15 protein-coding genes, 1 tRNA gene and 1 pseudogene are annotated in these 13,275 nt (G+C 53.2%); 13 read left to right on the top strand and 4 right to left on the bottom strand.

The window, feature by feature from the left end:
* Positions 1 to 26: 26 nt before the first annotated feature.
* From ACXAEW_RS14170 to ACXAEW_RS14160, 3 genes are read left to right on the top strand one after another with little or no spacing between them, the layout of a single operon-like run.
* Complete coding sequence (locus ACXAEW_RS14170) at positions 27 to 875, top strand: ABC transporter permease (RefSeq protein WP_474941932.1); 849 nt, start codon at positions 27 to 29, stop codon at positions 873 to 875.
* Between the two features lies 1 nt (position 876).
* The gene (locus ACXAEW_RS14165; protein WP_474941931.1) at positions 877 to 1,716 is read left to right on the top strand and encodes an ABC transporter permease; all 840 of its coding nucleotides are present in this window, start codon (positions 877 to 879) and stop codon (positions 1,714 to 1,716) included.
* Positions 1,713 to 2,342 carry an aspartate/glutamate racemase family protein gene (locus ACXAEW_RS14160; RefSeq protein WP_474941930.1) on the top strand — a complete coding sequence of 210 codons (630 nt, stop codon included), beginning with the start codon at positions 1,713 to 1,715 and terminating at the stop codon, positions 2,340 to 2,342. Before ACXAEW_RS14165 ends, ACXAEW_RS14160 begins: the two co-directional genes overlap by 4 nt.
* A 17-nt stretch (positions 2,343 to 2,359) precedes the next feature.
* Here ACXAEW_RS14160 and ACXAEW_RS14155 read toward each other — a convergent pair whose 3' ends face one another.
* Positions 2,360 to 3,055 carry a GntR family transcriptional regulator gene (locus ACXAEW_RS14155; protein WP_474941929.1) on the bottom strand — a complete coding sequence of 232 codons (696 nt, stop codon included), beginning with the start codon at positions 3,053 to 3,055 and terminating at the stop codon, positions 2,360 to 2,362.
* Between the two features lie 71 nt (positions 3,056 to 3,126).
* Between ACXAEW_RS14155 and ACXAEW_RS14150 the strand changes: the two genes are divergently transcribed.
* A complete protein-coding gene (locus tag ACXAEW_RS14150; protein WP_474941928.1) occupies positions 3,127 to 4,188 on the top strand; it encodes an AbrB family transcriptional regulator in 1,062 nt (353 codons plus the stop codon).
* Positions 4,189 to 4,396: 208 nt separating this feature from the next.
* Here ACXAEW_RS14150 and ACXAEW_RS14145 read toward each other — a convergent pair whose 3' ends face one another.
* Positions 4,397 to 5,233 (bottom strand): protein NO VEIN domain-containing protein, encoded by an 837-nt coding sequence (locus ACXAEW_RS14145; protein ID WP_474941927.1) that lies wholly within the window; start codon positions 5,231 to 5,233, stop codon positions 4,397 to 4,399.
* A gap of 116 nt (positions 5,234 to 5,349) precedes the next feature.
* Here ACXAEW_RS14145 and ACXAEW_RS14140 point away from each other — a divergent pair.
* The 6 genes from ACXAEW_RS14140 (at position 5,350) to ACXAEW_RS14115 (ending at position 10,400) form a co-directional block, all read left to right on the top strand.
* Positions 5,350 to 6,527 (top strand): IS3 family transposase gene (locus tag ACXAEW_RS14140; protein ID WP_474940315.1). Its coding sequence is split into 2 segments (ribosomal slippage): positions 5,350 to 5,596 and positions 5,596 to 6,527, totalling 1,179 coding nucleotides; the frame shifts between segments, so codons are not numbered across the junction.
* Positions 6,528 to 6,614: 87 nt separating this feature from the next.
* On the top strand, positions 6,615 to 7,253 hold the full coding sequence (locus ACXAEW_RS14135; protein WP_474941926.1) for a DEAD/DEAH box helicase: 639 nt from the start codon (positions 6,615 to 6,617) through the stop codon (positions 7,251 to 7,253).
* Positions 7,254 to 7,273: 20 nt separating this feature from the next.
* Positions 7,274 to 8,278, top strand: coding sequence for a helicase-related protein (locus tag ACXAEW_RS14130; protein WP_474943038.1), 1,005 nt, complete (start codon positions 7,274 to 7,276; stop codon positions 8,276 to 8,278).
* A 28-nt stretch (positions 8,279 to 8,306) separates the two neighbouring features.
* Positions 8,307 to 9,065, top strand: coding sequence for an IS5 family transposase (locus ACXAEW_RS14125; RefSeq protein WP_474941925.1), 759 nt, complete (start codon positions 8,307 to 8,309; stop codon positions 9,063 to 9,065).
* Between the two features lie 58 nt (positions 9,066 to 9,123).
* Positions 9,124 to 9,627 (top strand): hypothetical protein, encoded by a 504-nt coding sequence (locus ACXAEW_RS14120; protein WP_474941924.1) that lies wholly within the window; start codon positions 9,124 to 9,126, stop codon positions 9,625 to 9,627.
* Positions 9,628 to 9,644: 17 nt separating this feature from the next.
* On the top strand, positions 9,645 to 10,400 hold the full coding sequence (locus ACXAEW_RS14115) for a hypothetical protein (protein ID WP_474941923.1): 756 nt from the start codon (positions 9,645 to 9,647) through the stop codon (positions 10,398 to 10,400).
* On the opposite strand, the gene ACXAEW_RS14110 is transcribed toward ACXAEW_RS14115, so the two are convergent.
* Positions 10,373 to 11,095: a hypothetical protein gene (locus ACXAEW_RS14110; protein WP_474941922.1), complete on the bottom strand. Its 723-nt coding sequence runs from the start codon at positions 11,093 to 11,095 to the stop codon at positions 10,373 to 10,375. The genes ACXAEW_RS14115 and ACXAEW_RS14110 overlap by 28 nt on opposite strands.
* A 214-nt stretch (positions 11,096 to 11,309) precedes the next feature.
* Here ACXAEW_RS14110 and ACXAEW_RS14105 point away from each other — a divergent pair, with 214 nt between their 5' ends.
* The 3 genes and pseudogenes from ACXAEW_RS14105 to ACXAEW_RS14095 form a co-directional block, all read left to right on the top strand.
* The gene (locus tag ACXAEW_RS14105) at positions 11,310 to 11,630 is read left to right on the top strand and encodes a hypothetical protein (RefSeq protein WP_474941921.1); all 321 of its coding nucleotides are present in this window, start codon (positions 11,310 to 11,312) and stop codon (positions 11,628 to 11,630) included.
* Positions 11,631 to 11,693: 63 nt separating this feature from the next.
* On the top strand, positions 11,694 to 12,398 hold the full coding sequence (locus ACXAEW_RS14100; RefSeq protein WP_474941920.1) for a recombinase family protein: 705 nt from the start codon (positions 11,694 to 11,696) through the stop codon (positions 12,396 to 12,398).
* Between the two features lie 102 nt (positions 12,399 to 12,500).
* Positions 12,501 to 12,581, top strand: a pseudogene (locus ACXAEW_RS14095) (hypothetical protein); the annotation flags it as partial.
* A 559-nt stretch (positions 12,582 to 13,140) separates the two neighbouring features.
* Here ACXAEW_RS14095 and ACXAEW_RS14090 read toward each other — a convergent pair.
* Positions 13,141 to 13,230: transfer RNA gene (locus ACXAEW_RS14090), tRNA-Ser, on the bottom strand.
* Positions 13,231 to 13,275 lie beyond the last annotated feature (45 nt).

Raw genomic sequence — 13,275 nt, 5'->3', positions numbered from 1 at the left:
CTTTTCAAAACCCGAGCCCCCTCCATATGAGCCGAACTCTCAAAAGCTGGATGATGGTGAGCCCCCTTGCTTTGGTGCTCCTGGTCTTCCTGATCCTGCCCATTGTCATGATCGTTACGGTCAGTTTCTGGCAGGCCACCGAATGGTCAATTGTCCCGGCCTTTGTCTTTGAAAACTATGAATTCCTCTTTGGCTCTCCGGTGACCTACAAGGTCTTTGCCAATACGTTCAAATATGCCGCCATCACCTGGACCTGCACGCTGCTGATCGGCTTTACGGTGGCCTATTTCCTGGCGTTCCATGTGCGCAGCCTGACCTGGCAGATCGCGTTGTTCCTGTTGTGCACCATCCCGTTCTGGACCTCAAACATCATCCGCATGATCTCGTGGATCCCGTTTCTGGGACGCAATGGCATTGCCAATTCGGCGCTGATGTCTTGGGGACTGGTCGATGAACCGGTTGACTGGCTTTTGTTCAGCGACTTTGCCGTCATCCTTGCCTTTGTACATCTTTATACGCTGTTCATGGTTGTGCCGATTTTCAACACGATGATGCGGATTGACCGCTCTCTGATCGAGGCCGCGCGGGACGCGGGCGCAACTGGCGCTCAGATCCTGTGGTATGTGATCATCCCGCTGACAAAACCGGGCATTATGATCGGCACGATCTTTGTCCTGACTCTGGTGATGGGCGATTTCATCACCGTGCGGTTTATGAGTGGCTCACAATCTGCCAATGTGGGGCGTCTGATCTCAAACGATATTTCTCTGCTGCAATACCCGTCAGCCGCTGCCACGGCCGTCATCCTGCTGATCACGGTTCTGATGGTGATTGCAATCCTGTTGCGCTTTGTCGACATCCGCAAGGAGCTTTGAGATGGAACCGCGTTCACGCTCTTTCTATGTACTCGCTGCGTTCTTTGGCCTGTTTCTGCTGTTCCTGTACGGTCCAACGCTCACCATCGCGATCCTGTCGTTTCAAGGGCCACAGGGCGGGCTGACCTTTCCGATGAATGGCGTGTCACTTTATTGGTTCTATGACCTGTTTCAGGAACAGGCCGTGGGCGATATCTGGGGCAGTTTCCGCCGCAGCTTTGCCCTTGGCTTTATGGTCATGGTGACCACTGTTGTGGTGTCGGTCATGGGGGGGCTGGCGTTCCGGCACAGGTTTGCCGGGTCGACCATCCTGTTCTACATCATCATCACCGCGCTGGTGATCCCCTCCATACTGATCTCCCTTGGGGTTGGGCTGTTGTTCAGCCAGTCCGGACTTGAAGTCCACTGGGCCACCTCTGGCTTTGGCGCTCAGCTTACCTGGACCCTGCCCTTTGGTCTGCTGATCATGTTCGCGGTTTTCAACCGGTTTGACGGCAGTTTCGAAGAAGCCGCGCGCGATCTGGGCGCCACGCCATGGCAGGTGCTGCGCCATGTGGTTATCCCGATCATCGGCCCCTCTCTGATCGGCGTGGCACTATTCGGCTTTACGCTCAGCTATGATGAATTTGCACGGACGCTTCTGACAGCTGGCAGCTACAATACCCTCCCGCTTGAGATTTTTGGCATGACCACAAATGTCACCACGCCGGTTCTTTATGCGCTGGGGACACTGACGACGCTGTTTTCCCTGCTGATGATCGCGGCCTTCCTGCTGCTGGCCTGGATCAGCACCCGCCGCAAGGCGCGCAAGGGGTCGGACGCAGGAAAGGGCATGGTATGATTGTTATCATCAACCCCAATTCCACAGAGACCATGTCCCAGGCAATGCTGGAAACAGCCAGACCTCTGGCGGGAAACGTGCCCATAGAGGCCTGGACCTCCCGCCTTGGGCCGCCGTCCATTCAGGGACCCGAAGACGGCAAAGCCGCTGTTCCACCCCTGCTGGATCTGGTCAAAAGCGCAGTAGATCAGGGAGCGCAGGCGATCATCATCGGCTGTTTTGACGACACCGGATTGGCGGAGGCACAGGCCCTGGCTCCCTGCCCGGTCTTTGGTATCGGTCAGGCGGCCTATCATGCGGCAGCCATGCTGGGGGGGCAGTTTTCCGTTGTCACCACTTTGGATATTTCAGTGCCCATACTGGACGCCAACCTGCGTGCTTATGGGCTTGGCAGTTCCCTGGCCAAGGTCCGCGCCAGCGGTGTGCCCGTGCTTGAACTCGAGCAGGCAGAAACAAAAGTGATCGATGAAATCTGCACTGCGGAAAAGGAAGATGGGATCAAAACGGTAGTCTTGGGCTGCGCCGGAATGGTCGAACTGCCCGAAAAGGCCCGCTCTCAAACACATGTGCATCTGGTCGACGGTGTCAGGGCTGCCGTTGCCATGGCACGGGCGCTCATCGCCTGAACCGCAGTTCAGCCGTTTTATGTCCCATCTTCACCAAATGTGGTACGCGACCGCAATGCGCGCACGCGCACCCTTTGGGACATTTCGATATGGGCGCGCATGGCGGCTTCGGCACGGGCCTCGTCACGTGCCTTGATGGCGTCCAAAACGTCAAAATGCTCCTGAACGGCTTTCTCCGCACGGTCTGCATGGGCCAGAGTTGTTGGACCAAGGATCAGCAGAGTTTTTTGCAGACTAATGATTGATCGGGACAGAAACCGGTTTTTCGCAGCATCCACAATGGCAGCATGGAACTGACGATTCAATGGGACCGCCTCTGGCGCGTTGCCCATTTTCTTCAATTCCTGGTTCAAAGCCTCAAGCTCTTCGATCTCGATACGCGACGCGGCACGCGCCGCCACCCGTGCTGCTGTCCCCTCCAGCACCGAGCGCATCTCATAAAGCTCCATGAGCTCCGCATATTCCAACACCCGGATCGTGGCCCCCTGTCGCGGAACATGAGTGACAATGTCATCAGCCTCCAGCTGACGGATCGCCTCGCGTACCGGAGTGCGGCTTACCCCAAGACGCTCCGCAATATCTGTCTCGCGCAGACGGTCGCCCGAGTTCATCTGACCAGAACGAATTTCGTCCAGCAATTGACGATAGACTGCGTTGCCTTGTGGTCCCCCCGAGGCCGCCTCTTCGATGTCGGTCATTTCAAACCCGCTCATGTATACACTTGTATCCAGATGGATACATTGTTAGAAAGAAAGACGTCAAGCCACATTCCGAGAGCGCGCATTTGTCTAAGCCCCATGAATGGTCACTTCTGATACGCCGCATCGCAACCTTTACGGTCGCCTCAGTGGGGACGGCCGTCTTCTGGTGGGGCGGCCTGCCATTGCCATTCTTGTTTGGTCCGATGTTTGCCTGCCTGATCGCGGCGCTCTTTGGGGTGCCTCTTGCGGGTTTCGGCCAGCTCTCTGCCGCTGCGCGCACCATTTTAGGGGTTGCCGTAGGGGCCTCCATCACACCTGCCTTGTTCGCACAGCTGCCCGCGATGGCCAGTTCCATCGCTTTGGTTCCGGTGTTTATACTTATGATTGGTCTGGTGGGCGTCCCGTTCTTTCAGAGGGTCTGGAAGCTCGACCATGCAACCGCATATTACGCCGCCATGCCCGGCGGCTTGCAGGACATGGTGATTTTTGGGATCGAAGCCGGGGCAAACCCACGCGCCTTGTCCCTTATCCATGCAACCCGGGTTTTATGCATCGTATCGCTGTCGCCGCTGCTTCTTGCGCATTTCTATACGGCGGACCTCAGCCACCCGATCGGGTCACCCGCCAGCGAACTGCCCTTGCGAGAGCTGATGATCATGGCCGCCGCTGCCCTGATCGGATGGAAGCTCGGGGAGCGCATCGGGCTGTTCGGGGCAACGATCCTCGGACCCTTAATATTATCCGCAGCCCTGTCATTGGGCGATGTCATTCATACCCGCCCCCCCAAAGAGGCCGTTCTGGTCGCGCAGTTCTTCATCGGCTCCGTCATTGGCGCACATTTTGTCGGTGTCACCCTGACCGAGCTGCGGCGCGTGGTTCTGGCTGGTGTCAGCTATGTGGGCGTTCTCTGTGTGCTTGCAATCCTGTTCGCGCAGGTCGTAATTCACCTTGGCGCAGGCCAAGAGGTTGAGGCGTTTCTGGCCTTCGCCCCAGGTGGTCAGGCTGAGATGGCCGTTCTGGCGATTGTCACCGGAGCCGATCTGGGATTTGTCGTCGCCCACCATCTGGTGCGCATGGTTCTAGTCATCATCGGAGCGCCCATTGCAGCCACCCTGCTGCGCCGCAGGTCCAGATCTCGCAACTGATTGCCACAACCTTGCTTTGGCGAACCATCAGCCTTGTTTATGTCTCAGCGGTCATGGTGCGGTTTGTGCGTCTGTCTCCTTTTTCATTTCCTTTCGCCAATGACTAGACATGCTGCGGATTGAGTTGCCGCGATCGGCTTGACGGCAGGAGAGACCACAACAATCTAGAACCTAGCAGAAGCAGGCTGAGTGAACATCTCGCTGACCGTCAAAGAAAACTCGCTTGGAAGGACGTCGCCGTCAGGGAAACATGTGCGTCCAGCGGCGGGTGCAGCTCGAACGCCTTCGGCTCACGCGCAAAGTTCCAGAGCCGGAACAGAGACCATTCCGAACGCCGCTCCTCGGCCACGGCCAATTCGGTGCGGCTGATATGGAAAGGCGTGCGCTCCCAGCCGTTTGCCGTTTTCACTTCGATCAGGCGCGGGCGTCCGTCCTGCGCGAAGCTGGCGATATCGTAGCCAGCACCATCGCCATCCTCTTCCGACACCCACCGGACCTTACGCGCAAGGTCGTGACAGCCCGCTGATTTAAGGGCTGCACGCTCGTGCGCCAGGACGCGTTCCTCACCGGCACGGCCGAGGGCACGGTTTCGCTCATCCCGCGCCGCGACATCGAATTTGCGGGCGATGTGCAGCATCTGCTCCAGCTCCTGGGGCGGCGGCTGGTTCGATAGTGTCGGCGGTGGCCCTATCCAGATTGGCGCGGCTTCGGCCAGGCTGGTCAGCGCGCCAGAACCCGAATGGCGGCCGAGCCACGCCGGGTTCAACGCCAGCCAGCGCGCCACGGCATCCTCCAATGCCATCTGGAAACTGAATGCAGGCTTGTAACCGGGGATCCAATCTTCCCCAAGCCCCTTGAGCACTGCGCTGATGTTCCGATGTTTGAACTCGACCGCCCCTTCGGACCTATCGTTCAGCAAAGGCAGTAGCGCCCGTCGATGCTCGGCCTTGTTGTAGCGGTGCCCAGCGATGTCATCACCCAGCATCGCAAAGTAATCTGCGACGATCAGATCATTTTCTTCATCTGTCCAGGGTCCATTCGACATGCCGCCAGGCTATAAGCGGAAAGTCTCTTTGTCATCAGAGACGTCTCGTGATTGACCCAGCCCCCTGAATTCCGGCCACTGAGGTGTTAGTAATCCGTCCAAGCAAAGGATGGACTATGAAACGCAGATTTTCAGACGAACAGATCATTGGGATGATCAAAGAATACGAAGCCGGTGTGAAAGCCCAAGAGCTGTGCCGGAAGTACGGCATCAGCGATGCAACGTTTTACAAATACAAAGCCAGATTTGGCGGCATGAACGTGTCCGATGCGAAGAAACTGAGAGCGCTGGAAGACGAGAACAATCGTCTGAAGCGGATGTTGGCAGATACGATGCTGGACAATGCGGCCTTGAAAGACCTCGCGACAAAAAACTACTGACGCCTGATGTGAAGCGCAGGGCCGTGTCGGACGTGATGGATCGGCACGGCCTGTCTGAGCGTCGGGCGTGCGAATTGGCGGGCCTGCATCGGTCTGTTTTTCAATATGAGAAGCAGGATCAGGGCGATGACGCCCTGCGCAAACGACTGCGTGAACTGGCGAACGAGCGCCGTCGGTTCGGATATCGCCGTTTGGGCATCCTGTTGGCCAGAGAGGGTTTTGAGGTGAACCACAAGAAACTGTTCCGGCTCTACCGCGAGGAAGGGCTGGCCGTGCGGCGCAGGCGTTCTCGTAAGCGGGCTCTGGGCACGCGCAGGCCGATCCTGGTGCCTGAACGGGCAAACCAGCGCTGGTCGTTGGACTTCGTGTCAGATGCCTTCGCAGACGGCCAACGGTTCCGCGTGCTGTGCATCGTGGATGACTGCACCCGAGAAGCACTGGCTACGGTCGTGGATCGCTCGCTGTCGGGTTCACGCATGACCCGAGAACTGGATGAACTGATCCGCCGACGCGGTCAGCCCGACATGATCGTCAGCGACAACGGAACGGAAATGACATCTCATGCTGTGCTGCGATGGTGCCAGGACACTGGCGTTGGTTGGCACTACATCGCGCCAGGAAAGCCCATGCAGAATGCGTTTGTCGAAAGCTTCAATGGCCGCCTGCGCGACGAATGCCTGAACGAACATATCTTCGGCAATCTCGCCGAAGCCAGAAAGATAATTGAAACCTGGAGGATCGACTACAACACTGAACGACCACACACTTCACTTGGCGGGCTGGCTCCAGCCGTTTGCGCCAGTCTCAACCGTGCCACCCGGCCTGCCTCGCTTGAGCTCCGCAAGGGCTCCGCTCAGCAGGCCTTGACCGCAACCCAATCAACAGAAAGAAACAAGAACGGGTTCTACACCTGAACGGACCGGATCAGGGGGCTGGGTCACAGTTCCTATTGAATGCACCGCTACACTCCTCAGTCAATTTGAAACAAAGCTTCGAAGCCTATGCAAATAAGTTACTCAGCTACAAAAGAAATCCTTGCACGCTCTGAGAGGATTCGTGAGCAAGAGTTCCAAGCACTTAAAAATATCGTCACCTTGACCAATAACGCTTCGACCCGCTCTCAGGGGCGAGACTTGGTTATACGTTCTCTGGCAAACTTTGAGGCATTCAGCGATGTGGGCCAACAACTATTGGGAAGTCCCGTTCGATCAACAGGGCTACATCCCTATTTGTCCAGATTTTTGTCTCAAAAGAACTTTGAGGATCGATTGGCATATGAGATGCACACCTCACTGGTCGCGGATCAGAAGGTAACGCTACACAGTGAGCAATCAAAGGTTTTGAACTTGCTTTTGTCTGGTGCAAACGTAATATTTAGCGCCCCAACTAGCGTTGGTAAAAGCCTAATCGTTGACGCGTACATATCCCATAAGCGGCCATTCAAAGCAGTAATCATAGTCCCTACAATTGCGCTAATTGACGAGACACGGCGTCGATTTTTAAGTAAGTTTGGAGATGACTGTAAAGTTATTACCCACCCAAGCCAAAGCGCCGCACCAGGAATCTGTAATCTGTACGTATTGACACAAGAGCGAGTGTTAGATCGCGATGATTTAGATGATGTGGATTTTTTGTCGTAGATGAATTTTATAAACTCAACATTCCTTCTGACAACAATGATCGGGACAGATCAGTTGATCTAAACCTAGCATTTTCACGCCTAGCGAGCACAGGCGCACAGTTCTATCTACTTGGACCAAACATACAGTCGATTAATGGCATAAACAGCTACGATTACTGCTTTATTCAAACAGATTTCTCAACTGTAGCAGTAGACATTAAGAACTTCGATTTACCAACTAAGGGTAACGCTAGAAAAGATAAGCTCATCGAGCTTTGCACATCGTTTAGGGAGCCAACCATTGTCTACTGCCAATCACCGAATAAGGCAGCCGAGGTTGCAAATCACCTCATTGATGAACTGGCACTGCCTGATAATCCCGCAGCACAAGAAGAAGCTGAATGGATTGCAAAGGAGTATCATGAAGAGTGGGTTGTTCATCTCGCCATAAAGAAGGGTATTGGTATACATCACGGTGGCGTTCCTAGAGCGCTTCAGCAGCACTTTATTCAACTCTTCAATGATCGAAAAATTCAGTATCTTGTGTGCACTTCGACGATCATCGAAGGAGTGAACACTGTGGCAAAAAACGTGGTGATCTATGACAGAAGAGAAAGCACTAACTTAGTAGATCACTTTACTTACAAGAACATATCTGGCCGAGCTGGAAGAATGAACGAATACTTTGTCGGGAATGTATTTGTTCTAGAAAGTCCACCTGAAGAGAAGGAGTATTCGGTAGATTTGGTGATCGAAGATCAACCTGATGCTACGCCGTTGAGTCTACTGCTCGAACTGCCAGACGAGAAATTGAAACCACAATCCAAGGAGCGAATTTCTACAGTCAGAGATGACAGTCTTTTGTCGATTGAAACTATACGCGCCAATCGCCACATTTCTCCAGACATTCAAAACTGGATTGCAGAAATCATTATCAATGATTTATTTCTCTATGATGATGTTTTGAACTGGAAAGGCGTCCCCAAGCAAAAACAACTTGAGGCCTTAGGGTCAGGACCCATTGATTTCCGTCGGGCTGCGTGATTCACTGCTTCGAAAATGAGCGGTGAACATGTCAGACCTTTTCTGGCTGACGGACGCGCAGATGGCGCGCCTTGAGCCCTTCTTCCCGAAATCCCACGGCAAACCACGCGTCGATGACAGGCGCGTCTTGAGCGGTATTATTTTCATCAATCGCAATGGTTTACGCTGGCGTGATGCGCCGAAGGAGTATGGCCCCCACAAGACGCTCTACAACCGTTGGAAGCGGTGGAGTGACAAGGGCATTTTCGCTCGTCTGATGGTCGGCCTGGCCGCCGAGCATCGTGAAGAAAAGACTGTGATGATCGACGCAACTTACCTCAAGGCTCACCGTACAGCGACCAGTTTGGGCGTCAAAAAGGGGGGGCGTGGACGCCTGATCGGGCGAACCAAGGGCGGCATGAACACCAAGCTACATGCCATTTGCGACAGCCAAGGACGCCCGCTTGATCTGTTTGTAACCGCCGGACAGGTAAGCGATTACATCGGGGCACGCGCTTTGCTCAGCAACTTACCGCACGTCGATTGGTTGCTCGGAGATCGAGGCTATGATGCCGACTGGTTCAGAGAAGCGTTGCAAGACAAAGGGATACGCGCCTGCATCCCGGGCCGGAAACAACGCAGGAAGCCAGTGAAGTACGATAAGCGCCGCTACAAGCGCAGAAACCGGATCGAAATCATGTTCGGTAGGCTAAAGGATTGGCGGCGTGTGGCGACACGCTACGACAGATGCCCAAAGGTCTTCCTATCAGCAATCGCACTTGCTGCCCTGGTCATCTACTGGCTTTGAAACTCAATGAGTCCAGACCCTAGCAGACCTCATCTTTGAGTATTTGTCTGAGAGCACGTTGAGATATTATGGCATATTTTCTGGGAAGCAACTCGCTTGGCATATCAATGAGCTTAGAACAGGTGGGACACTCGGAGCTTACATTCGAAGCTGCATAGAAAATATAGGGTCGGAGGAGAGTGTCAGTGATGCAATCGAACGTGCGTTGAGATTCGTGCGAAATGTTATCTGTCACAGGCTTCCCAAAGACATTAAGGTTATTGAAGAAATCCAGTCGGAAATTCTTACTCGGTACGGTCGCGAGTGTGGCGACTACTCAAAATTCTGCGAACAACTAGAACACCTGTTCATACCCGCCAATCTATTCGCGTTAGATGAATATGGAATTCCGCTGCAAACTGCAGCTCGATTAGAGCGCTTCATCGGGCAACCCGAAAGTTTAGATGCGGCACTGAGTCAAATTTCAGAACTGGATTTGTCGCCTCAAGATTTTGCATCGTTTGAAACTGGGCTTATTCGCTCTCTTCAGAATTTACTCAAACGCCACATCGGCCTTGTGTAGTGTAAGGTGGCATGTCGATGGAAGCTGCCTTCTGTTCAGAAGTTGTTGACGCAGTTCTCTCGTTTTGTGACTGCATTAGTACAAACTATTCTGCCAAATGGATTGCTCTCCACGAGCGGGCACACATTGAGCTTGGCCACTTCTCCATTTTGGAGGGCGTTCCAACCTTCAACCTGATTTCTAAGTCTGGTAAGTCACAGGTTCAAGAACCTGACCTTCCGCGTGAACTTTGGGATAAGGTAGAGCGGTGTTTGGAATTACAAGCCGATCATGAGGCCTTAGAAAAAATGCTAGGCAACATGGATGAGGTCGATTGGGTCGAATTGCGCGTCACGATTGCCAGCATTGCTTCTGTGATGGTGTTGATTGAAAAGATTGACACTGACAATCCTAATCCTAGCGAAACCCATCCCAAGGCCGCGACGCGAATATTTCAGCTACTTGGGCATGTCGGCGATATGTGGTCCATTGGTGTATCACTAAATGCTGATAATCTGCCTGATGCTGAGCGTATTCAGGAGTTTGCAAAAGAGGTGATTTTGCCTGCCTATTTCGATGCGGTTGAGATGGCAAGATCAGCCGAGGCCACAAGTTTCATCGATGATCTAGGTAATCCTGAAATTTTCTTTGCAGATATCGCGCATGCAAAACTTGGCCACTGGGACCAATTGCAAACGGTTGGCGCGAAGGAATGGGCGGTACTGAAAGACGCCAATGAGCAAATTTTGCCGTTGGTCTATAAATTTCAGGCGGAGAATAGAACATCAATATAATGTAGAATTGCGGCTTGGCCAATATCCCTGATATCGGGCGTTCTGGGTAGGTCACTTGTATCTTGCGAGACAACGAATGCAAAGCGATACATGTCCAAATCGCTTTCTTCAGAAAGCCGTTCAATTTCACCATTCACATCAGTTGGGAAATGAGGTTCGTCACTTTGTAGCTGAAAGGTATGCGAGCTATTCGGGCCTAACGGCATCAGGTGCCATTCCCCTTTGTATCGTTCAAACCCGATAGCATGCACGTGGACGTCGGACCGAAGGAAAAAGCAAAACTCCTCCCCTAGTTTAAGTGTAGTGTTTGGTGCAACACGATCCTTGACCTTTTTGATGAGGTTCAATTCGTCCTTGGTAAAACGTTTGATCTGGAGTTTCCCGCGAATGCCGCGCGCCTCGACATAACTATCCCATGCGTTTGTATGCTGTTTCGGAAATAATCGTGGATCAACCGCATGCGCCGTTTCAGCATGGTTTTCAGCGATCCATGCATGGATCAGCTTGGCTTTGGGACGTCCAATGGTTCCGCTGCGAAAATTCGATAGGTAATCGGTGCCAACCGTCAGTTTGTGGCCGAAGGCTTGCTCCATAATGGCTTCTACGCTCAAGTTGGTGGTGTCCGCGACAGCACGGGCGACATGATACAGGGCGGCGCGATCAGCCTTGGTCGCTGACTTCCAATTGTTTTCCACATCAAAACCCTTGCCTCAAAACTACCCGATTTTACCCGCAACCTACGGTCATTACAGCGGTATTTTAGGATATCCAGACCTCGAAGCCAGAAAATTATCGCTTTGGGTCTTGGGAATAATGCCCTATATTGTTCCACTTATGTTCTCTTGCAGTGAGAGGCAACAAAGGAGCCCCCGAACCAGAGAAACGCCGAGAGGCAGAAAGAGGCAGGCCATGACCGACATTCCCCCAGAATTTAATCCCGAAACGGCCCCGCCGCGCCTGACGATTGATTGGGATGCCTATCTGCCATTCATCGAAGATGAGGATATCTCGGACGAACATAAGCGCGAGTTGATCGAAGCATTGTGGTCCATCATGGTCAGCTTTGTCGATCTTGGGTTCGGCGTTCACCCCGTCCAGCAAGCCTGTGGAAAAGACGTGTCTTTGGCAGAAATGCCCGCAGCGGATGTGCTAAAATCACCCAATACCAAAACAACTTTTGAAACTGCCGCAGCCCCCGAGACTGACGCGCGACAAGAAGGGAGTCTTTAATGGAAACAAAACAACACGCTGTCATTTACGCCCGCGTTTCAAGCGTCGCTCAGTTGAAAAAGGGTGACGGGTTGGCGTCGCAAGAAAGCCGTTGCCGCGAATATGCGCGATACAAAAGGCTATGAGGTGCTTGAGGTCTTCAATGACAACAAATCAGGTGGTGATGCGGATCGTCCTGCCATGATTGCCTTGCTGGCCTATCTGAAAGCCCAGAAAGATACTTGCGTCGTAATCATCGACGATATCAACCGTTTTGCACGGGATGTGGTTGGGCATTGGCAACTACGCGCGCTGCTGGCCGAAGCGGGTGGGAAGCTGGAAAGCCCGTCGATTGAATTCGGCGAAGACAGCGACAGCATTCTGTTGGAGAACCTGCTGGCATCTGTGTCCCAGCACCAACGCCAGAAAAACGGCGAACAAACCAAAAATCGTATGCGGGGGCGTGCGCTTAACGGGTATTGGGTGTTCCGTGCGCCGATTGGCTATAAATACGAGCGTGTTGCAGCACATGGCAACATGCTTGTGCGCGATGAACCTTTGGCGTCCATCATCCAAGAGGCCTTGGAAGGGTTTGCCTCAGGGCATTTTGAAACTCAAGCCGAAGTGAAACGGTTTCTGGAATCCAAACCTGCGTTCCCGAAAGACTTCGCCGATGGCACGATCCGTTTTGAACGGATCATTCGTCTGATGACGCGTATGCATTTTGCGGGCTACATCGAATTTCAGAATGGGATGTATCTTTGCGCAAAGGCCATCATGAAGGCCTGATCTCATTGGAGACCCATGAACTGATCCAGCAACGGATCAAGGACGGGGCCAGAGCGCCCGCTCGCAAGGATATCAAACGCGGATTTCCCTCTACGGGGGTTTGTGTGCTGCGATGATTGCAACACACCTCTGACGGCCTGCTGGTCTACCAGCAAGTCGGGCAAGAAACATCCGTATTATCTCTGCCACGCCAAAGGATGCCCGAGCTATCGCAAATCCATCCGTCGTGATGTGCTCGAGGGGGAGTTTGACCTATTGATGCAAAGCCTCAAACCATCCGAGGGCATGTTTGCCATTGCGTCAAAGATGTTCAAAGACGCTTGGGGCCAACGTGCGTGCCAAATGGAGGCTGACAAACGCCTGATCCGCACGGAGCGCAACAAACTGGATAAGCAAATCGAAGGCCTTTTGGATCGCGTAGTAGACGCGGATAGCCCAACCCTGATCACCGCCTACGAGAAGCGCATCAAAAAGATGGAGCGTGAGAAGCTGATTTTAGACGAAAAACTGCAAAATAGCGGGAAGCCAATGCATACCTTCGAGCAAATGTTCGAACACGCACTGCAATTCTTGTCAAATCCTTGGAAAATCTGGAAAAGTGGCAATCTAATTGCCCAGAGAACTGTCCTGAGGCTGGCCTTTGCAGAGAAAATCAGCTTTGCAAGAAATGAAGGACTTCGAACACCTAAAACCACCTTACCATTCAAGGTGTTAGAGGGGTTTTCTTGCCAAAAGAAGATAATGGCGGAGAGACAGGGATTCGAACCCTGGAGACGGTTTCCCGCCTACACACTTTCCAGGCGTGCGCCTTCGACCACTCGGCCACCTCTCCGTGAGGCGGATATATCTTTGATTACAGAGGGGATTGCAAGAGCCA

Source organism: Epibacterium sp. ABZ3_068 (assembly GCF_056159265.1).
The sequence above is the reverse complement of the archived record's forward strand: the minus strand, read 5'-3'. Positions and strand labels throughout refer to the sequence as shown.

Excerpts from the sequence above, each read along its gene's own strand:
- ACXAEW_RS14170 (WP_474941932.1), top strand. The coding sequence starts at position 27 with ATGAGCCGAACTCTCAAAAGCTGGATGATGGTGAGCCCCCTTGCTTTG.
- ACXAEW_RS14165 (WP_474941931.1), top strand. The coding sequence starts at position 877 with ATGGAACCGCGTTCACGCTCTTTCTATGTACTCGCTGCGTTCTTTGGC.
- ACXAEW_RS14160 (WP_474941930.1), top strand. The coding sequence starts at position 1,713 with ATGATTGTTATCATCAACCCCAATTCCACAGAGACCATGTCCCAGGCA.
- ACXAEW_RS14155 (WP_474941929.1), bottom strand. The coding sequence starts at position 3,055 with ATGAGCGGGTTTGAAATGACCGACATCGAAGAGGCGGCCTCGGGGGGA.
- ACXAEW_RS14145 (WP_474941927.1), bottom strand. The coding sequence starts at position 5,233 with ATGTCGAATGGACCCTGGACAGATGAAGAAAATGATCTGATCGTCGCA.
- ACXAEW_RS14135 (WP_474941926.1), top strand. The coding sequence starts at position 6,615 with ATGCAAATAAGTTACTCAGCTACAAAAGAAATCCTTGCACGCTCTGAG.
- ACXAEW_RS14125 (WP_474941925.1), top strand. The coding sequence starts at position 8,307 with ATGTCAGACCTTTTCTGGCTGACGGACGCGCAGATGGCGCGCCTTGAG.
- ACXAEW_RS14115 (WP_474941923.1), top strand. The coding sequence starts at position 9,645 with ATGGAAGCTGCCTTCTGTTCAGAAGTTGTTGACGCAGTTCTCTCGTTT.
- ACXAEW_RS14105 (WP_474941921.1), top strand. The coding sequence starts at position 11,310 with ATGACCGACATTCCCCCAGAATTTAATCCCGAAACGGCCCCGCCGCGC.